We start from the raw sequence: 18,817 nt of genomic DNA, 5'->3' as shown, positions 1-18,817 counted from the left end.
GGCCGTGGCGAAGTGCAACGGCATCACCGTGTGGGGCATCCGCGACACCGACTCGTGGCGCGCCTACGGCACCCCGCTGCTGTTCGACGGCTCGGGCAACAAGAAGCCCGCCTACACCGCCGTCCTCGACGCCCTCAACAGCGTCGGCCCGACCACCACGACCACCACCACCTCGTCCGACCCGGTCCCCGGCGGCTGCACCGCGACGACCTCCGTCAACGCGTGGAACGGCGGCTTCGTCGTAACGGTCAAGGTCACCGCCGGCTCAACAGCGATCCGAGGCTGGACCGTAACGCTCGCCCTCCCGTCCGGCTCCACGGTCACCAACTCGTGGAACGTCCAGCGCAGCGGCAACCAGTGGTCCAACGTCGCCTACAACGGCAACCTGGCCGCCGGCCAGTCCACCGAGTTCGGGTTCCAGGGCACCGGCACCGCCGGCTCCCCCACCCCGACCTGCACGGCCTCCTAGCACCACCGGGCCGGGATGCCCATCCCCCCTGGGCATCCCGGCCCTCCCCTCCCCCCTTGCCTACCCCCGCAACCGAACCGGCAACGCCACATGGCCGTTGGAGATGAACGACGGCAACGGCCTCAACTCCCCCTCCGCCAACACCATCCCCGGAAACCGCTCGAACAACCCCTTCAACGCGATCTCCGCCTCCAACCGGGCCAACGGCGCGCCCAAGCAGTAGTGCGCCCCGAACCCGAACGCCAGGTGCGTCTTGTCCGCCCGCCCCGGATCGAACTCCGCCGCCGTCGGCCCGTGGTGCTCAGGGTCGCGACCCGCCGCCGCGTACCCCGCCAGCACCGCTTCACCAGCCCTGATCACCGTTCCGTCGACCGCCACGTCCTCCACCGCGTACCGCAGCGGCAGGTGGGCCACCGGCGCCTGCCACCGCAACGTCTCCTCCACGACATCGACCCACCGCACCTCCCCCGCCTCGACCCGCCGCCGCTGCTCGGGATGGGTCAGCAACGCGGCGATGGCGTGGTCGAGCAGGTTCACCGTGGTCTCGTGGCCGGCCGCCAACACCAGGATCAGCGTGTCGACCAGTTCCTGCTCCGTGAGCCGCGACCCGTCTTCATCCCGCGCCGCGATCAGGCCGTCCGCCAAGTCATCCCCCGGCCGACGCCGCTTCGCCTCGACCAACCCGTGCAACATCGCGTACAGAGCCTGCTGGTTCGCCAGCGCGACCTCCGGCGCGACGGTGGTGTCGAAGATGATGTCGACCGCCCGCCGCAACCCCGGCCGCACGTCGTCCGGCACCCCGAACAGCCGGCAGATGACCTCGATCGGCAACGGGTACGCGAACCCCTCCCGCAGGTCCGCGACCTCCGGACCGGCGTCCAGCCCATCCAGCAAGTCGTCGGCGATCCGCTGCACCCAAGGCCGCAGGTCCTCGACCCGCCGCGGCGTGAACGCCTTGGACACCAACGCCCGCAACCTGCGGTGCTCGTCTCCGTAAGCGGTGAACATGTTGCGCACCGACACCCACAGGTGCAGCGGCCAGTCGTCCGGGATCTCGCCGTCCTGCCAGGCCTTCCAGTGCCGGCGCGGGTCCTTGGACAGCCGCGGGTCGCCCAGCAGCCGCTTGAGGTCCGCGAGCCCGCCCACCGACCAGGCCGTGACCCCGCCGGGCAGCCCCACCCGGGTGAGCCGGCCCCGCGCGCGCAACTCCGCCGCCTCGGCGTGGATGTCGCGCCCGGTCGGGTCGAGGGTGAACACCATCGGGCCTCCAGACTCGCGGAACACTCCGGACACCCATAGTCACCACATCACGACGCTGCGTACAAGGGTGCTAATCGGTGACGGGCACGATCCGCGCCGACACCAGTTCCCCCGCCTCGACGTCCAGCAGGCCGATCGTGCCGTGCGGTTGGCGGCGGCGGTCGGTGGGCGAGCCGGGGTTGAAGATCCGGACGCCGTCGCCGGTCTCGTCCAGCGGGATGTGCGAGTGGCCGAACACGACCAGCCGGGCGTTCGGGAACCGGCGCGCCATCCGCGCGGTGCGCCCCTTGGCCTGGCCGCTGTCGTGGATCATCGCCACCGGCAGGCCGTCGAGGTCCAGCTCCACCGTCTCGGGCGCGCCCCACGCGACGACGTCGGGTCCGTCGTTGTTGCCGCACACCGCGACCACCGGGGCGAAGGCCGCCAGCTCGTCGAGCACCGACGGCACGCACACGTCACCCGCGTGCAGCACCAGGTCCGCGTCCCGCAGGTGCTCCGCGACCCTCGGCGGGCAGGTCTTCCAGCGGCGGGGCGCGTGCGTGTCGGCCAGGACCACGACTCTCATACCGACGTTGATACCCCGACCACGGGATGACCGCCCGTCATCCCGCCGGCTGACGACCGCGCAGCAAGCCGCGAAACATGATCGTCCCGACGAACCCGAGGGGATGACACGAAACGACAGACCGCCATCGCGGTCACCTTGGCCCTCGCCACCACAGCAGCCACCGCCACCGCTCCAGCCGTGGCGGCACCAAGTGTGGACCCGCGCGGCGTCGGCGGGAGCCGGCCCGCGATCACCTGCCCCACGCCGCCCAGCGACCCGGCGGTGACGCAGTTCCCCACCACGCCCGAGCAGTACCGACAGCTCGTCGAGCACAACCGACGGGTGGCCGAGGACTGTCGCCGCGCCACGGGTCCTCTCGTCGACCGCGTGGACACGGTGAGCGCCGCCCGCGACTTCGACGCCCTGCGCGAGGCGTTGGGGGCGCGGCAGGTCAGCCGGCTGGGCCTGTCCTACGGCACGCTCCTGGGCAAGACCTACGCCCGCCTGTTCCCGCACCGGGTGCGCGCGGCGGTGTTCGACGGCGCGGTCGACCACAGCATCGGATTCCGCCGCATGGCCTCCGACGAAGCCCGCGTGACCGAGGACGTGTTCACCCGATTCGCGAAGTGGTGCGGGGAAGACGTGAAGTGCGCGCTCCACGACCGGGACGTCCTCGCGTACTACCAAGGGTTGCTCGACCGTGCACCGCTTCCGGCGCAAGGGGTTCCGGACGGCGTGCCCGCCGAGCAGCTCGGCTACGGCACCTACTCCGCACTGTACGCCCCCGCGAACTGGCCGCGTCTAGCCGGCGCACCCGTGTCGCCGCCCGATCCATGACGCGCGACGCCTGATCCCTGAAGCAGGAGGCGGATTTCCCTAGAGCACAACGCAAGAAGACATCACGTCCGTGCTGCGGCATCGTCGGATTCCAGTCCGTCCAACTCGACCGAAGGACATGCGCATGGACGTGATCACGGCGCTCCGGGCCACGGGCGACGACTTCGACCGGATGATCGCCGACCTCGACGACGCCGCGTGGTCGCTGCCCACGCCGTCACCCGGGTGGACGGTGAAGCACCAGGTGGCGCACCTGACCGCGATTTTCGCCATGGCGGGCCTCGCGGCGGCCGACGGCGACCGGTTCCGCGCGATGATGTCGGGGCTCTCGGACGACTTCGACGCCAACGTGGCGGGCGCGATGGCTCCGCACCTCGCGCTGGACACCACCGAACTCGTGAACCGGTGGCAGATGACCAAGGCCACCTCGATCGGCGCGCTGGCGGCGGTGCCTGCCGACGCCGTGGTGCCGTGGCTGGTGAACCCGCTGCCGCCGTCGGTGCTGGCCAGCGCGGGCATGATGGAGCTGTTCGGGCACGGCCAGGACGTCGCCGACGCGCTGGGCGTGCACCGGGAGTGGGACGACCGGCTCGGCTTCCTCGTCGGTTTCGCCGTGCGCACCAAGGACTTCGGGTACCTGGCGCGCGGCGAGGAGCCGCCGGCGGACGAGTTCCGGTTCGAGATCACCGCGCCGTCCGGCAAGCGGTGGGACTTCGGGCCGGAGGACGCCGCGCAGCGCGTCACCGGTTCGGCGGAGGACTTCTGCCTGCTGGTGACCCGCCGGCGGCACCACACCGACCTGGACGTGCGGGCGGAGGGCGAACTGGCCACGCGGTGGCTGGAGATCGCCCAGGCCTACCGCGGTCCGGCCGGGGAAGGCAGGCGCCCCGGCCAGTTCGCCCTGTCCAACGTGGACTGACCCGGCGTGGATCGACCCGACGTGGACCCACTCCGCGTGGACCGACTCCGCGTGGACTTGCCCGACGTGGACCCACTCCGCGTCGACTGACTCGGCTGTCACCGGCCCCGGCGCTCCCCGTGGAGTTCCGGGGCCGTCAGCCACTGCGCGCGCGGGCTGGCCGGCACCGCGAACGGCAGTGCGACTTCGGCGATCGGACGTGCCGCGGGGTCTTCGGCGTCGAGCACCAGCAGGCGGTCGCCGGCGAGGGTGAGCAGCCAGCCGTCACCCTCCTCCTGCCCACGCGGCACGAAAACCGGTTGCGACGGTTGTGAAGGCAGGTGGCGCACGAGGCGGTGGCCGAGCGCGACGTCGTGGCGCACCACCGCGTTCCCGGCGGTGCCGAAGACGAACCGGTGCCGCCGGTTGGCCACGCGCGGGTCGACGATGCCGGTGTCCAGCGCCGGCAAGTCAGTCATGCGCAAAGCACCAGTGCCCAGATCGATCGCGCAGCGGCGCAGGACGCCCGGTGCCCACACCGCGTCCACGACGACCCGGCCCAGTTCGGCGTGGGCGTTGACGGTGTGCAGGACCTCGCCCTCACCCGCGTCGAACCAGCACGGCTCGCCGCCGTCGATGAGCCCGACGCGTACCGGGCTGTTTTCCTTGTGCACATAAGGATCACGCAGGCCGACCATGGCCGCCGCACGGCTGTAGTAGGGGCCGGAGTCGAAGACCACCACGTACCGGCCCGCCACCGCGAGCGCGCTCGTGCCGTTGGCGGCCAACACTTCCGCGTGCTTCAGCGTGCCGTCCACACCCATCTGGAGGTGCTCCGCGTACCCCAGCCCGGGGTGGGACACCGCGGTGTGCCAACGCTTCCCGTCGAACACCGGGCGGGCCGCGGCGGGGTGCACGGGCGGCAGTCCGACCGGCCGGGGGCCGCGGAACCACCGCGCCGCACCGCCACCGAGCCGGATGCCGCACACCCCGCGCGCGGCGGTCTGGACGTAGGCGCCGTCCAGTGCGGCGGGGAGAACGCCCCGCACGTCGAGTCCCGCTTCGGCTTTCCGTGTCGGCGCGGCCATCGCCCCCACCTCCCGGATTCCATAACAGTGTTCTGATTACAATTTATAGCGGCGTTATGGAATACTGTCAAGGTGAGCCCACGCCGATCGGACCCCAACGCCCGGTCCACGCTCGTCGACATCGCCGCCCGTCTCCTGGCCGAGGAGGGACCGGAGGCGCTGTCGACCCGTCGGATCGCCGCCGAGGCCGGGTCCTCGACGATGGCCGTGTACACGCACTTCGGTGGTATGCAAGGACTCGTGCGCGAGATGGTGCACGAGGGCTTCGCCCGCCTCCAGCGCTACCTGACCGGGGTGACCGAGACCGACGACCCCGTGGCCGACATGGCCCTGCTGGGCAGGGCCTACCGCGGCAACGCCCTGGCCAACCCGGACCTGTACGCGGTGATGTTCGGCGGCTTCTCGCTGGCCGGCTTCACCCTGTCCGACGAAGACCGCCAACACGGCCGCTACACCCTGGCCAACGTGGCGCGCTGCGCCGGCCGCTGCATCGCCTCGGGCCGCTTCGAGCCGGGCGACCCGGAACTGGTGGCCCACCACATGTGGGTGGCCACGCACGGCCTGGTGACCTTGGAGCTGGGCGACTACCTGTTCGAACCGTACGACGCGGAGCGCATCTTCGAGTCCCAGCTGGTCAACATGATGGTCAGCGCCGGCGACAAACCCGAAACCGCCGCCCGCTCCGTAGCCGACTCCCGCACCCGCCTGGAGACGGAAGTCCCGGAGTAACCCGATCCACCCAGCCGGACGGCCCGTCCTGGCATCAACACCAAGCAGATCCGGCTCTGGCCGGAGGTGCCCGGCTGCGGCCCGGGCGACGCCTCGCCCAGGTCGGCGACCTCGCCCACTCCGCTTGGACCGGAGCCGCCCGAATAACACCCCCGGCGCTGACCAAGATCCCAGCGCCGGGGGTGCCATCTACCCCACGAGCCCTACAAAGGGACGTTGCCGTGCTTGCGCGCCGCCGGTTGCCGTCGCTTGTCGCGGAGCATCGCCAACCCCCGTGCCACCGCGGAACGCGTCTGCGAAGGGTCGATGACGTCGTCCACCAACCCCCGTTCCGCCGCGTAGTACGGGTGCACCAACTGCTCCGAGTACTCCGCCAACAACTCCGCCCGCAACTCCGCCGGATCGGCCGCCGCCGCCAACTCCTTGCGGAAGATCACGTTCACCGCGCCCTCCGCGCCCATCACGGCGATCTCGTTCGTCGGCCACGCCAACGACAAGTCCGTCCCGATCGAGCGCGAGTCCATGACGATGTACGCACCGCCGTAAGCCTTGCGCACGATCACCTGGATGCGAGGCACCGTAGCCTCGCAATACGCGTACAGCAGCTTCGCCCCGTGCCGGATCACGCCGTGGTGTTCCTGGTCGGTCCCCGGCAGGAACCCGGGCACGTCCACCAGCGAAACCAGCGGAATCCCGAAAGCGTCGCAGAAACGCACGAACCGGGCCGCCTTCTGCGAAGCCTCGATGTCCAACACGCCGGCCAACACCATGGGCTGGTTGCCCACCACCCCTACCACCGAACCGTCCACCCGGCCGAACGCGCACACCACGTTCGCCGCCCACCCCTCGTGGACCTCCAGGAACTCCCCGTCGTCCACCAACTCCGCGATCAGGTCCCGGATGTCATAAGGCTTGTTGGGCTCCACCGGAACCATGGACGCGAAAGCCGGACGGATGTCGTCCTCGGCGCCACATGGCTCATAAGCCGGCGGCGGCTCCATGTTGTTGGAAGGCAGCAAAGAAACCAGATACCGGACGTCCGCCAGGCAGCTCTCCTCGTCGTCGTGCACGAAGGAAGCCACCCCGGACAGTCCACCGTGGACGGCCGCGCCACCCAACTGCTCGTGCGTGACACGCTCGCCGTTCACCGCGGCCACCACGTCCGGCCCGGTCAGGTACATCTGCCCCGTACCGCGCACCATGAACGTGAAGTCCGCCAACGCGGGCGAGTACGCGGCACCACCGGCGCAAGGCCCCAGCACCACCGATATCTGCGGGATCACGCCGGACGCCTCGACCTGGCGGCGGAAGATGCCGCCGTAGCCGTCGAGGGCCATCACACCCTCTTGGATGCGCGCGCCGCCGCTGTCGTTCAGGCCGATGATGGGGGACCCGGTGGCCAAAGCCATGTCCATCACCTTGTGGATCTTCGCCGCGTGCGCCTGCCCCAGCGACCCGCCGAAGATGGTGAAGTCCTGGGCGTAGACGAACACCCGCCGGCCCTCGATCGTGCCCGACCCCGCCACCACGCCGTCGGTGTGGGGGCGGTGGTCGGAGACCTTCAGGCCGTGGGCCTGGTGGCGGCGGAACAGGTCCACCTCGACGAAGGAACCCGGGTCCAGCAACAGGTCCAGGCGCTCCCGGGCGGTGCGCTTGCCGAGGGCGTGCTGGCGGTGGGCGTTGTCGCCCGAGACGGCACGGCTGCGCAGGTCGTCGTTGCGCTCGCGCAGCAGGTCCATGGTGCGCGGGGGCAGCTCCGGCCGCAGGTCCGCGCCGACGTGCTCGACGTTGGAGGTGGTCACGGGCGCCCCACCTGCCGTGCGGTCAGCAGGCCCGCCGCGCCCAGCCAGCGGACCGCGTCGGCCACCGTGTCGGCGAACGGCCTCGGCTTGAGGTCCAGCGTGCTCGCCGAGGCGTCCACCCGGGTGGCCGCCCCGACCGTGGCGATCGCCCCGTACTCGGCGGGGATGTGCCACGGCCACAGCGGCTGCACCAGGTCCACGAACTTCCCCACCGGCGCCATCATCGCCGCCGGCAGGAACACCGCGGGCAGCGCCCGGCCCGTCACCTGGCGCACCGTCCGCACGTACTCGGACGTGGTCAGGTACCGGCCGGGGCCGAAGTGCCCGCCGGTGACGTCCGGGTCGAGCAGCGCCGCGTGCAGCGCCGCGGTGTCCCGGACGTCACCGATCTGCAGGCCCCCGGAGGGCCACATCGGCATCAGGCCGCGCAGGGTGTTGCGCAGCCGCTCGGTCTGGTCGCCGACCTTCGGGTCGTGCGGGCCGAGGAGGGCGGGCGGGTAGCTGATCACGACCGGCGCGCCCGCGTCCCGCAGCTCGCGCGCCACCGCCTCGGACGCGGCCTTCGTCGCGGCGTAGGACTCGCGGGTGCTGCCCACCGGCGAGGTCTCCCGGATCACCCGCACGCCCCGCCCGAACAGCGCGGCGATGCTGGACACGTGCACGATCCGGCCGGTGCCCAGCCGGCGCGCGGTCCCCAGCACCACCTCGGTGCCGCGGACGTTGGTGCGCAGCATCTCCGCGCGCCGCCGCCGGTCGAACGAGTACACCGACGCGGCGTGGACGACGGCGTCCGCCCCGCGCAGCGCCGACGTGACGGCCGGCTCGTCGGTCACGTCGCCGACCACCACGTCCACCGCGCCCGAGGGCACCTCCAGCGGCCGCAGCGCGGTGTCCACAGTGGACTCCGACCGGACCAGCAGGCGCACCCGGTGACCCGTCCGCACCAATTCCGCGACCGTGTGGGACCCGACGAAACCACTGCCCCCGGTGACGGTCACCAGCATGAGCGCTCCCCTCCGCGAACCCGAACTCCTCAGACCTGGTGGAACGCGCTGCCGTAGAACAGCAGCGCCCGCGTGCCCGCACCCCGGCGGCAGCTGAGCACCCGACCCACGAAGATCGTGTGGTCACCGCCTTCGTACCACTGCGCCAGCTCGCACTCCAGCCACGCCAGCGCGCCGGACAGCAGCGGCGCGCCGGTGTGGTCGCCGGGCAGCCAGTCCACCACGTCGAACTGCGCCGGCCCCCGCGGACGGCGCTTGTCCGCGAAGTACCGCGCCGTCCGCTCCTGCTCGGCGCCCATGACGGAGACGGCGAACCGCTTGGCGTTGGTGATCGCGTCGTGCATCACCGCCGCGCGGGAGACGCAGCACAGCACCAGCGGCGGGTCCAGCGACACCGACGTGAACGAGTTCGCGGTCATGCCGTGGGCGTGCTCACCGCCGACCGTCAGGACGGTCACACCCGTCGCGAAGCGGGACATGGCCTCCCGCAGCGACGTCTCCTCCATCGTGGGCACCGCTTCGTACATCGGGTCATCCCCCCAGTCCGGCCCGGGCCAGGACCGGGGTCTCCGCGTAGGGCGCCAGCGCCCGCCGCAGCTCCTCCGGGACCCGCGCGGGCACCGTGTCGGTGTTCGGGCCGCGCATGCAGGCGATGCGCTGCCGGCCGCGGGCGACCAGCACCTCCTCGCCGCCGGTGACCTTGACGTAGTCGAAGCTGAACTGGATCTGGGTCTGGGTCAGCTCCTCCAGCCGCATCCGCACCGAGAGCTCGTCGAACGCGGTGATCTCGTTGAAGAACTCGCACTCCACCTTCAGCGTGAACAGCTTGAGGTCCTCCTGGACCTCGGCCAGCACGGCGGGCGCCTTCTCCTTGAGGAACATCTCCCGGCACCGGCCCTGCCAGCGCAGGTAGTTCACGTAGTAGACGTTGCCGACGAGGTTGGTCTCCTCGAACCCGACGGTGTGGCGGATCTCGTAGTAGTCCGACATGGCGGCTCAGCCCTCCTTCCCGACGAGGACCGCGAAGACCACCGGCTCGGTGCGCCCGTTCACGGTCGTGGCCCAGGTGGCGACCTTCGCGTCACCCGCGGACAGCACGGCCCAGCCGTCGGGGTGGACCCGTTCGACGGTGAGGGCCTGGGTGGTGGACCCGGTCTTGCGCAGGCACTCCAGCGCGCCCCACACCCGCGTCCCGGCGACCGCCGCGGTCTCGGCGGCCTCCCGGGTGAGCAGGTCGCGGACGGCCAGCAGGTCCTTGCCCAGCAGGTCGGCCCAGTCCTGCTCGGCGCGCGGCAGCGCGGTCTCGACGTCGCAGCCGAGCTTCCCGCCGCCCGCGACGGCCAGCGTCAGGCCGGCGCCGTGCGACGCGGAGACCGCCACGCCGTCGACCTCGGGCTTGCCGTCGGGCCGGTAGCGGACGTCGACCTTGCGGTTGAGCGCGCGGCCCAGCGCCAGGGCGGTCTGGGTGCGCCGGTCGGACTCGGTGTCGGTCGGGTCGGGCTCCACGACGACCGCCCGGGTGCCGCCGAGCACGCGTTCCAGCGACCGCTCCAGGTAGGAGCCGAGCATGGTCGGCGTCCACGGGCCGGCGCCGTCGCGCTTGCGCACCGCCCGCAGAACCAGGCCCTCCCACCGCTCGACGACCTTCCCGGAGGGGTCGCGGACGTCGAGGTCGTAGGTGTAGCTGTCGCCGTCCTGGGACCGCTCGCGGGCGTCGAGCACGACGTACTCGGCGGCCTGCTCGCTCGGGTGGGCCAGGTACAGCCGCTCCACCCGCTGCGGCAGCAGGGTCGCGTCCGGGACGCAGCACTGGATGGCGTGCATCATCACGTCCCGCGTGCCCGGGTCGGCCAGCAGCCGGTCCTGCGGCAGGAACGGGGCGAACCAGGACGCCACCGGCGTGGTCGCGACCTCGGCCACGGCGTGCCGCGCGGAGGCCCGCCGGTAGCCCTGCAACCGCTGGAACCGCTTGCCCTGGAACAGGACGCTGCCGTACAGCTCGGTCACCGGGTCGACCGGGACCAGCGGCAGGCCGGGCTCCTCGACCGGGCCGCCCGCGGGGATCTCCGGGCGCGGGAACCGCAGGCGGGCGCGGAAGTGGTCGGCGGAGAACCCGGTGTCCTCGGCCCGGATGGCCACGTCCACCACGTCGCCCTGGGCCAGCGCGGCCAGCCGCACGGTCAGCGCGCCGTCCGGCCGCACCACGACCGGCCGCAGGAACTCCACGTCCTCCAGCACCGGCGGCACGTCGAACCCGGTCAACGCGGTCGCCACCTGGGTCATGGCCTCCATGCCCAGCACCGCCGGGAACAGCAGGTCGCCCTCCAGCAGGTGGTCGCCCAGGTACGGGTCGCTGCCCGCGGACAGCTCCGCCTCGGTGACCAGCTCGACCGACGGGTAGTGCACCAGCACGCGGTCCACGAACCGGGTCAGCGGGAGGTCGTTGCGCTCCATCTCCAACGTGGGCAGGCCGGCCGCCCGGCCGCTGACCACCAGCACCGGACCGACCTCGGGGTCGGCCAGCACCTCGCGCAGCACGCCGATGCCGGCGTCGGTGGAGATCGGCGTGATGCCGTCGCGCATCAGCGCCTCGACCACGCCGAGCCGCTCGCCCATGCCCGCGCCCGACCACACCGACCACTCCAGCGCCAGCACGCGCGCCTTCGGGTGCTTGCGGCCGAAGTCCACGGTCAGCTCGGACATCCAGTCGTTCGCGGTGGAGTAGTGCGCCTCGCCGCGCAGGCCCGCCCGGCCGATGATGCTGCCGAAGGTGACCAGGAGCTTGATCCGCTCCGGGTCGACCGCGTCCAGCACGGCCTTCAGGCCGTCGATCTTGGGCGCGAGGGTCTTGGCGAAGTCCTCGTCGGTCAGGCCGGTGATCGCGCGCGGCTCGTTGCGGCCCGCGCCGTGCAGCACGGCGGTCACCTCGCCCAGTTCCGCGCGGAAGACCTCCACCACGTCGGCGACCTCGGCGCGCGAGGTCACGTCGGCCCGCTCGTAGCGGTAGCGGATGCCGGCCGCGGTCATGCGGGCCAGGTTCGAGGCCAGTTCGGTGTCCTGGGCCGGGTCGGCGCGGCCGACCAGGGCCAGCGCGGCGCCGGAGTCCTGCGCCATGGCCAGGGCGCACTCGGCGGTGATGCCCTTGCCGCCACCGGTCACCAGCAGCACGTCGTCCGCCGTCAGCGGGGTGCCGGTCTTCTGCCCGGACACCGCGCGCAGCACCGGGACGGTGCGCACGCCGTCCTCGTCGTAGCGGACCTGCGAGAAGCCGGTCGTGGCGGCGACCTCGGCGGCCACCCGCGCCACCGCGTCGGTGTCGTCGGCCAGTTCGACCACGGTCACCGGCACCTGCGGCGCTTCCAGGTGCAGCGTGCGGGCCAAGCCGGACGCGCCCAGCTTGCCCTGCACCACGGCGAACCGGGTCCCGGCGGGCGCGGCCAGCACGGTCTTCGCGGCCTCCAGGAACAGGCTCGTGTCCCCCTCCGCCGCGATCAGCAGGACGCCGTCGCCGGGCAGCGCGCCGCGCAGGGCGTCGGCCAGCGGGTGCCCCTCGGGGGCGAACACGGTCCACTGCCCCGCCGCGACGGACGTGGCGACCGGGCGCGGGCGTTCGACCCGGGTGACCAGGAACGGCCGCACCCACGGCGCCACACCGGGCACCTCGCCGTCGGTCTTCTCCTCGGCGTGGGCGGTGTCGGCGAGCTGGTCGATCAGCTCGGCCAGCTCGCCCAGGCGCACGGTGGCGAAGTTCGGCTGGGCCTCCAGCGCGGGCCGCCCCAGCGTGCGGGTGACCTCGTTGACCAGCTGGCCGACCGTGATGGAACTCAGGTGCAGGTCGTCCAGCGGGTGCGTGGACGCGCTGATGGCGTCCAGCGGCAGCTCGACCCGCTCCGCCGCCAGCCGGCGCAGCAGCTCCAGCGTCGACTCGCCGGAAGTGTCCTCAGTGGACTCGGCCTTGGCGGTCGGCTCCTCGAAGACCACCGCGCCCGCGTCCCACGTCGGCGCGGTCTCGCACGGGCTGGCCAGGAACGTCATGTCCCCGTCCAGCGGCAGGGGGCGCAGGACCCGGTCGGCGAACAGGGCGTCCACCCGGACCGGCGCGCCCAGCGCGTGCGCCGCCGCGACGATCGTCAGCAACGGCACCAGGGACGCCGAGTCGGTGTCCACCGACAGCGCGGGCTTGCCCGGCGCGATCTCGGCCATCAGCCCGGACAGCACGCGCCCGGGGCCGACCTCCAGGACCAGGTCGGTGCGCGCCGCCGCCTTGGCCGCGGCCTCGTGGAAGCGGACCGGCAGCAGGACCTGCTCGCGCAGCAGCTCGCGCAGGTCGGTGCCGGGCTCCAGCACGTCACCGGTCACCGTGGAGTGCACCGGCCGGATCAGGCGGCCGAAGTCGAAGTCGACCAGCCGCTCCCGCATGGCCACCGCCGCGGGCTCGACCAGCGGCGAGTGGAACGCGTGCGAGACGTTGATGCGGGTGGCGTGGACGCCGGCTTCGCGGGCCACCGCGCACACCCGGTCCACCGCCTCGGCCGGGCCGGACAGCACGGTCTGCGTCGGGCCGTTGTAGCCCGCGATGACCACGTCCTCACCGGCGGCCAGTTCCAGCGCCCGCTCGGGGCCGGTGGCCAGGCCCGCCATCGCGCCGCCGCCGTGGCTGGCGGTGGCCATCACGCGCCCGCGTTCGGCGGCCAGGTTCAGCACCCGGCTCGCGCTCAGCGCGCCGCCCCAGTGCACGGCGGTCAGCTCGCCCAGGCTGTGCCCGACCGCGGTGTCCGCCTCGATCCCCAGCTCCCGCAACACCTTCAGGCCCGCCAGCGCCCCGGCCACGATGCGCGGCTGGGCGACCTCGGTGGCCACCTGGTTGCCGTTGGTCGGCAGGCCCAGGCCCGCGAAGACGTCCTCGGCGACGGCGAACCGGCGGCGGATCGCGCCCACCGCGCCCTTCCCGGAACCCTGACCGGGGAACAGGAACGCGATGCGCGGCGCGGACGGCCGCGAGTCCAGGAAGATGCCGTCGGCGGCGTCGAACACCGAGCCGGTGTCCAGCAGCTCCAGCAGCCGCCCGACCTTGCGCGCGGCCTCGTCGGGGCTGGTCGCCACGACCGCCGCGCGCACCGGGGCGCCGGTCAGCCGCGCGGCCAGCGCGCCCGCCAGGTCGGCCAGCTCGGCGAAGGCGATCTTCGGCGCGAGCGCGGCGACCTCGCTCAGCTTCGCGCGCACCGCGGCGAGGTCCACGCCGTCGAACAGCAGCACCTCGGCGTCCTGGCGGGACGCCACCAGCGCGCGGGTCTGGTCGTCCAGGCTCGACCGGCGGGCCGCGTCGGGCGCCTGCTCCAGCGTGATGTGGGTGTTGATGCCGCCGAAGCCCATGGCCGACACGCCGGCGCGCACGGGCCGGTCGTCGGGCCACAGCTCGGCCGAGCGCGGCACGTACATGACCGCGTCGTCGGCGGTGAGCTTCGGGTGCGGGTCGAAGTGCCCGGTGCCCGGCGGGATGACCTGGTGGTGCACGGCGAGGGTCGCTTTGATCAGTCCGGCGACCCCCGCCGCGGCCTTGGTGTGCCCGAAGTTGCCCTTGACGCTGCTCAGCGCGGCGGGGCGGGCGTTCGGGTCGGCGGCGCGGCGGGCCGAGGACAGCGCCTCGATCTCGGTGGCGTCGCCCAGCGCGGTGCCGGTGCCGTGGCCCTCGAAGTAGGACACCGACTCGACGCCGTAGCCCGCGCGCTCGTAGGCGCGGGAGATCGCCAGCCGGTGGCCGCTGGCCTCGGGGCGGGTGATGCCGCCCTTGCCGTCCGACGACACGCCCCAGCCCGCGATGGTCGCGTAGATCCGCAGGCCCTGCTTCAGGGCGTCCTCTTCGCGCAGCAGCACCAGCGCCCCCGCGCCCTCGCCCGGCCAGAAGCCGTTGGAGTCCTTGTCGTAGACCTTCATCTCGCCGGTGGCCAGCGCGCCGGTCTTGGCGAACCCGATGACCTCGAACGGGTCGATCGACAGGTCCACGCCGCCGGCGACCGCGACGTCCAGGTCGCCTTCCACCAACGACTTCGCCGCGGTGGCCACCGACAGCAGCGACGACGAGCACGCACCGTCCACTGTGTACCCGCCGCCGTGCAGGTCGAAGTAGTTGCAGATGCGGCCCGCGATGGTGTTGGCCAGACCGCCCGCCAGCGAGTCCTCGTCGATCGGCGGGAACGGCGCCTTGTACTGCACCTCCAGCTCGCGCAGGAAGCCCGCGGTCTCGTCCTCCGGCCAGCCCTTGGCGGTCAGCGCCGCGGCCACCGTGCGCCGCACGTACGGCCAGCGCAGCCGCATGATGTTGGCGCGGGAGAACTCGCCGGTCAGGCTGTTGCCCAGGACCACGCCGGTGCTGCGCCGGGGCAGGCCCTCGGCGTCGGGGAAGCCCGCGTCGGCCAGGGCCTGCGACACCACGTCCAGCGCCAGCCAGTGCGTCAGGTCGGTCGACCGGTACGTGCTGCCCGCCACGCGGTACTTGACCCGGTCGAACTCGAAGTCCCGCAGCACCGCGGCCTTGGCCGAGTAGAAGCGGTCCGGCGCCTTCGGGTCCGGCGAGTAGTAGTCGGCGTGGTTCATCCGCTCGTCGGGCAGCCGGCGGAAGGCACGTCGACCGGCCAACACGTTTTCCCACAGTTCCCCGGTGGAACCGGCGTCGGGGTAACGCAACCCGATGCCGACAATTGCGATCCGCTCACTGCTCATGCTTTCACCGTCTCCGCGACTCCGGTTCGGTCCCCTCGGCAGAAACATCGCGCACGTTTGAAGGGCATTAAGGCGATGCTTCGAAGAAATGCGCGCCCGGCCTAGCCTGCCGGAGCACCCGACGGCGTTGCTTCTCCGATTGTGCCCTCCGACCAGCGACTATTCCATAACAGCGTCATTTTCATTGTCCGATCACCTTCACCACGACCGGACCGGCCCGGCCCCGCCGCACCGGCGGCAGACTGCGCATCTTTGGAGAAGGACAGGCCGGCCGGCAGCCCGGATGCTGGTGACCGCTCGCGCAGTGCCGACCAATGCCACCGACCACGATCGAGCCGCGAGGGAGAGCCCATGACGCGCAGCGGCACCAACCACATCCACCAAAAGGGGTTCGGCGGGGTCGAGCCCGTGGCGACCTCGACGTTGGTCAACGGACATTTCCCGCGCAGGCGGGGGTTGATCATCCTGCTCAGCTCGCTGGGCGGCTTCCTGCTCACCGTGGTGTGGTCGGCCCACTTCGTGGACTCGGTGATCGGCGACAACGTCGCCAACACGATCCTGGGCCACGACGCCAAGGGCGAGCCGATCACCGGCATCGCGGCGGGCATCGCGTTCGCCTTCGCCACCGGCGTCGCGGGCACGTTCACCGCGTGCAACATCGCCGCGTTCGGCGCGGTCGCGCCGCTGCTGGGCTCCACCGGCAGCCGGTGGTCGCGGCTCAAGGCCTCGCTCAAGCCGCTGGGGTGGCTGTCGGTCGGCATGATCAGCGTGTCCGCGCTCTACGGCGCCCTGGTCGGCATCGTCGGCACCCGGATGCCGCAGTTCTCCACCGCGCAGGCCACCGCCGGCACGCTCAACAGCCGCAGCATCCAGACGCTGATCGTGTTCGGCGTCATCGGCCTGGTCATGCTCTACCTCGGCCTGGCCACCCTGGGCATCGTCAAGGACCCGTTCCGCAAGATCTCCCAGCGCCACCCCAACGCCCCGATGGTCGTCATGGGCGTGCTCATCGGCGGGTTCCTCATCGGCCGGCCGTTCGGCCTGTTCCGCAAGATGTTCCGGGACGCCGCGGAGAGCGGGAATCCCCTCTACGGAGCCGCAGCGTTCACCCTGCAGTCGGTAGGCAACATCGTGATCATGGCCCTACTGTTCCTCGCACTGGCGCACTTCACCGGCGGCCGTTTGCAGCGTTGGCTCACCGAGAAGCCCACCCGGGCCACGGTGATCACGGCCGCTGCGCTGATCGTGGCCGGTGTCTTCACCTTCCTGTACTGGGACGTCCGGCTCCTGGCCCGGCGGGAGATCATCCCGTGGTACCCCACCGCGCCGTGGAGCTGACCTGCGCGTAAGGGGAACTCCATGGGTATTCCGACGGAGCCGATCGGCAGCATCCCGCGCCCGGCGGAGCTGATCGCCGGACAGGCGGACTTCGCCGCCGGCCGCATCGGCGCCGAGCAGCTCGACGAGCTGACCGCCAAGGCCCTGGCGGACACCATCACCCGGTTCGCGGCCACCGGCTCGCCGGTGGTCACGGACGGTGAACAGGCCAAGTCCAGCTTCCTGACCTACCCGGTCGCCGGGTTGCCCGACCTCGACCCCGGCGGCCTGGTGGTGCCGTTCTCCGACGGCCACACCCGGCAGCTGCCGACGCTGACCAGAGGCCCGTTCCGGTACGCGGCGCACGCCGTGGACCAGTTACGGGCCGCCCAGCGGCTCACCGACCTGCCGATCAAGCAGCCGGTGATCGCGGCGTCCGCGCTCAGCCTGCTCTACCCGGCGGACGGGATCGACGGCTACAGCCGCGAGCAGTTCCTGGCCGACCTGGTCGACGAAGCCGAGGCCGACATCCGGCAGGCGCTGGACGCGGGCGCCCACTCGGTGCAGCTGGACTTCACCGAGGCCCGCCTGACCATCAAGCTCGACCCGTCCAAGTCGATCCTGCGCGAGCTGGTCGCGCTCAACAACCAGGTGCTGTCCCGGTTCTCCGCCGAGGAGCGGGCGAAGATCGGCGTGCACACGTGCCCCGGTGGCGACTGGGACGCCACGCACAGCGCGGACGTGGACTACGCCGACCTGCTGCCCGACCTGTTCACCCTGGAGGCCGGGCAGTTCTACGTGGCGTTGGCCGCCGAGCCGGACCGCCGCCGCGTGCTGTCCACCATCCGCGACACCCTGCCCGCCGACCGGCGGGTGTTCATCGGTGTCACCGACCCGATCAACCCGACCGTGGAGACCGCGGCGCAGGTGCGCGACCGGGTCCTGGAAGCGGCCGAGTTCATCCCGGCGGACCGGCTGGGGACCTGCGACGACTGCGGGTTCGCGCCGTTCGCCGACGACACCTCGACCTCGCGGGACACCGCGTTCGCCAAGATCGCCGCCCGGGTCGAGGGAACGAGGGAAGCCGAGCAGACACTGGGGGTCTAGAAGACATGTCCACGACGCTGGGATCGCTGCGCAGGCTCGTGATGGCGCCTTCCTTGAAGGAGGTGACGTTCGGCTCGCGCGGCTTTCCCGGCGCGTCGAGCGAGTACGCGCCCAAGCTGGAGGCCATCCCGCAGTCGGTCGTCTGCGGGTTCGAGTGGGGCATCGACTCGCGCGACCAGTGGGAGGTGGTGCGCCGGCTGGGTTTCGTCGAGCCGGAGCTGCGCGGGTTCGCCTACGAGGGCGCGACCATGGCGTTCACCATCCGCGACGTGATGGGCCGCGGCACCCGCACCCGGGACCTGCTGCGCGGACCGGGCGCGGAGCACCTGTTCGTGGCCTACATCGGCATCGGGTTCGCCATGAACCACCTGCCGCGCCCCGTGTGGCGCAAGGTGATGCCGGACCTGTCCGGGTCGCCCTACCACCCGACGATGAGCTGGCTGGCCGTCGACGGCTACGGCTTCGACCTGGCCTACTTCCACACCCGCAAGTGGGTGGACGAGCAGCGGGTGCCCGCGCCCTACCCGTGGCAGGGCCGCCCCGACTACTTCCCGCGCGCCATCGACCAGGGCATCGGCCGCGCCCTGTGGTTCATCCACGGCGCGCAGAGCGCCGAGGTGGCCGCGGCGGTGGCCCGGTTCGACCCGGCCCGGCACGCCGACCTGTGGAGCGGCGTGGGCCTGGCGGCGACGTTCGCGGGCGGCGGCACCGCCGACGAACTGGCCACCCTGCCCGCCGCCGCGGGCGAGCACCGCGCCGAACTCGCCCTGGGTTCGGTGTTCGCGGTCAAGGCGAGGATTCACGCGGGTTTCGTCCCAGCGCACAGTTCGACCGCCGTCGGAACGTTCGCGGAGATCACCCCGGAAGCCGCGTCGGAGATCGCCGACGCCACCGCCGTGGCGCCCGACGCCGAGGGCGAGGTACCGCCGTACGAGGTGTGGCGCAGTCGCATCCGTGCGCATTTCTCCGCAGCCCGGAAGAATCTCCTCGCTTGATCAAAAATTGATCGGGCCTGCTTGCGCACGACTGAAGTAGCCGG

General features: G+C 72.0%; 15 protein-coding genes. 7 read left to right on the top strand and 8 right to left on the bottom strand.

What is annotated here, in order from left to right:
* Positions 1-469: cellulose binding domain-containing protein (locus tag RIN75_RS33380; RefSeq protein WP_309116059.1), on the top strand; the 469-nt coding region annotated here is incomplete at its 5' end.
* A gap of 60 nt (positions 470-529) precedes the next feature.
* Here RIN75_RS33380 and RIN75_RS33375 read toward each other — a convergent pair.
* The gene (locus RIN75_RS33375) at positions 530-1,729 is read right to left on the bottom strand and encodes a cytochrome P450 (RefSeq protein WP_309116062.1); all 1,200 of its coding nucleotides are present in this window, start codon (positions 1,727-1,729) and stop codon (positions 530-532) included.
* A gap of 70 nt (positions 1,730-1,799) precedes the next feature.
* A complete protein-coding gene (locus RIN75_RS33370; RefSeq protein ID WP_309116058.1) occupies positions 1,800-2,294 on the bottom strand; it encodes a metallophosphoesterase family protein in 495 nt (164 codons plus the stop codon).
* Between the two features lie 180 nt (positions 2,295-2,474).
* Here RIN75_RS33370 and RIN75_RS33365 point away from each other — a divergent pair, with 180 nt between their 5' ends.
* Positions 2,475-3,113: an alpha/beta fold hydrolase gene (locus RIN75_RS33365; RefSeq protein ID WP_309116057.1), complete on the top strand. Its 639-nt coding sequence runs from the start codon at positions 2,475-2,477 to the stop codon at positions 3,111-3,113.
* A 124-nt stretch (positions 3,114-3,237) separates the two neighbouring features.
* Positions 3,238-4,032 carry a TIGR03084 family metal-binding protein gene (locus RIN75_RS33360; RefSeq protein ID WP_309116056.1) on the top strand — a complete coding sequence of 265 codons (795 nt, stop codon included), beginning with the start codon at positions 3,238-3,240 and terminating at the stop codon, positions 4,030-4,032.
* Between the two features lie 98 nt (positions 4,033-4,130).
* On the opposite strand, the gene RIN75_RS33355 is transcribed toward RIN75_RS33360, so the two are convergent.
* Positions 4,131-5,099, bottom strand: coding sequence for a carotenoid oxygenase family protein (locus RIN75_RS33355; protein WP_309116055.1), 969 nt, complete (start codon positions 5,097-5,099; stop codon positions 4,131-4,133).
* Between the two features lie 72 nt (positions 5,100-5,171).
* On the opposite strand from RIN75_RS33355, the gene RIN75_RS33350 reads away from it, so the two are divergent.
* Positions 5,172-5,828, top strand: coding sequence for a TetR/AcrR family transcriptional regulator (locus RIN75_RS33350; RefSeq protein WP_309116054.1), 657 nt, complete (start codon positions 5,172-5,174; stop codon positions 5,826-5,828).
* 203 nt (positions 5,829-6,031) lie between these two features.
* Here RIN75_RS33350 and RIN75_RS33345 read toward each other — a convergent pair whose 3' ends face one another.
* Genes RIN75_RS33345 through RIN75_RS33325 form a run of 5 tightly spaced genes read right to left on the bottom strand, consistent with a single transcriptional unit; the run spans position 6,032 to position 15,354 of the window.
* Positions 6,032-7,567, bottom strand: a complete 1,536-nt coding sequence (locus tag RIN75_RS33345; RefSeq protein WP_309116061.1) for an acyl-CoA carboxylase subunit beta — start codon at positions 7,565-7,567, stop codon at positions 6,032-6,034.
* A gap of 59 nt (positions 7,568-7,626) precedes the next feature.
* On the bottom strand, positions 7,627-8,634 hold the full coding sequence (locus RIN75_RS33340) for an SDR family NAD(P)-dependent oxidoreductase (RefSeq protein WP_309116053.1): 1,008 nt from the start codon (positions 8,632-8,634) through the stop codon (positions 7,627-7,629).
* A 29-nt stretch (positions 8,635-8,663) separates the two neighbouring features.
* Positions 8,664-9,161, bottom strand: coding sequence for a flavin reductase family protein (locus tag RIN75_RS33335; RefSeq protein ID WP_309116052.1), 498 nt, complete (start codon positions 9,159-9,161; stop codon positions 8,664-8,666).
* Between the two features lie 4 nt (positions 9,162-9,165).
* Complete coding sequence (locus tag RIN75_RS33330; RefSeq protein WP_309116051.1) at positions 9,166-9,624, bottom strand: acyl-CoA thioesterase; 459 nt, start codon at positions 9,622-9,624, stop codon at positions 9,166-9,168.
* A gap of 6 nt (positions 9,625-9,630) precedes the next feature.
* On the bottom strand, positions 9,631-15,354 hold the full coding sequence (locus RIN75_RS33325) for a type I polyketide synthase (RefSeq protein ID WP_309116050.1): 5,724 nt from the start codon (positions 15,352-15,354) through the stop codon (positions 9,631-9,633).
* 351 nt (positions 15,355-15,705) lie between these two features.
* On the opposite strand from RIN75_RS33325, the gene RIN75_RS33320 reads away from it, so the two are divergent.
* The 3 genes from RIN75_RS33320 to RIN75_RS33310 are packed head-to-tail and all read left to right on the top strand — an operon-like array spanning position 15,706 to position 18,773.
* On the top strand, positions 15,706-16,692 hold the full coding sequence (locus RIN75_RS33320; protein ID WP_309116049.1) for a hypothetical protein: 987 nt from the start codon (positions 15,706-15,708) through the stop codon (positions 16,690-16,692).
* A 21-nt stretch (positions 16,693-16,713) separates the two neighbouring features.
* Positions 16,714-17,778 (top strand): cobalamin-independent methionine synthase II family protein, encoded by a 1,065-nt coding sequence (locus RIN75_RS33315; protein ID WP_309116048.1) that lies wholly within the window; start codon positions 16,714-16,716, stop codon positions 17,776-17,778.
* Between the two features lie 5 nt (positions 17,779-17,783).
* Entirely contained in the window at positions 17,784-18,773 is a 990-nt protein-coding gene (locus RIN75_RS33310) for a DUF1702 family protein (protein ID WP_309116047.1), read from the top strand.
* Positions 18,774-18,817 lie beyond the last annotated feature (44 nt).

It is taken from the genome of Saccharothrix sp., assembly GCF_031180885.1.
GTDB lineage: Bacteria > Actinomycetota > Actinomycetes > Mycobacteriales > Pseudonocardiaceae > Actinosynnema.
The sequence above is the reverse complement of the archived record's forward strand: the minus strand, read 5'-3'. Positions and strand labels throughout refer to the sequence as shown.

Excerpts from the sequence above, each read along its gene's own strand:
- RIN75_RS33375 (WP_309116062.1), bottom strand. The coding sequence starts at position 1,729 with ATGGTGTTCACCCTCGACCCGACCGGGCGCGACATCCACGCCGAGGCG.
- RIN75_RS33370 (WP_309116058.1), bottom strand. The coding sequence starts at position 2,294 with ATGAGAGTCGTGGTCCTGGCCGACACGCACGCGCCCCGCCGCTGGAAG.
- RIN75_RS33360 (WP_309116056.1), top strand. The coding sequence starts at position 3,238 with ATGGACGTGATCACGGCGCTCCGGGCCACGGGCGACGACTTCGACCGG.
- RIN75_RS33355 (WP_309116055.1), bottom strand. The coding sequence starts at position 5,099 with ATGGCCGCGCCGACACGGAAAGCCGAAGCGGGACTCGACGTGCGGGGC.
- RIN75_RS33345 (WP_309116061.1), bottom strand. The coding sequence starts at position 7,567 with ATGGACCTGCTGCGCGAGCGCAACGACGACCTGCGCAGCCGTGCCGTC.
- RIN75_RS33340 (WP_309116053.1), bottom strand. The coding sequence starts at position 8,634 with ATGCTGGTGACCGTCACCGGGGGCAGTGGTTTCGTCGGGTCCCACACG.
- RIN75_RS33335 (WP_309116052.1), bottom strand. The coding sequence starts at position 9,161 with ATGTACGAAGCGGTGCCCACGATGGAGGAGACGTCGCTGCGGGAGGCC.
- RIN75_RS33330 (WP_309116051.1), bottom strand. The coding sequence starts at position 9,624 with ATGTCGGACTACTACGAGATCCGCCACACCGTCGGGTTCGAGGAGACC.
- RIN75_RS33325 (WP_309116050.1), bottom strand. The coding sequence starts at position 15,354 with ATGAGCAGTGAGCGGATCGCAATTGTCGGCATCGGGTTGCGTTACCCC.
- RIN75_RS33320 (WP_309116049.1), top strand. The coding sequence starts at position 15,706 with ATGACGCGCAGCGGCACCAACCACATCCACCAAAAGGGGTTCGGCGGG.
- RIN75_RS33315 (WP_309116048.1), top strand. The coding sequence starts at position 16,714 with ATGGGTATTCCGACGGAGCCGATCGGCAGCATCCCGCGCCCGGCGGAG.
- RIN75_RS33310 (WP_309116047.1), top strand. The coding sequence starts at position 17,784 with ATGTCCACGACGCTGGGATCGCTGCGCAGGCTCGTGATGGCGCCTTCC.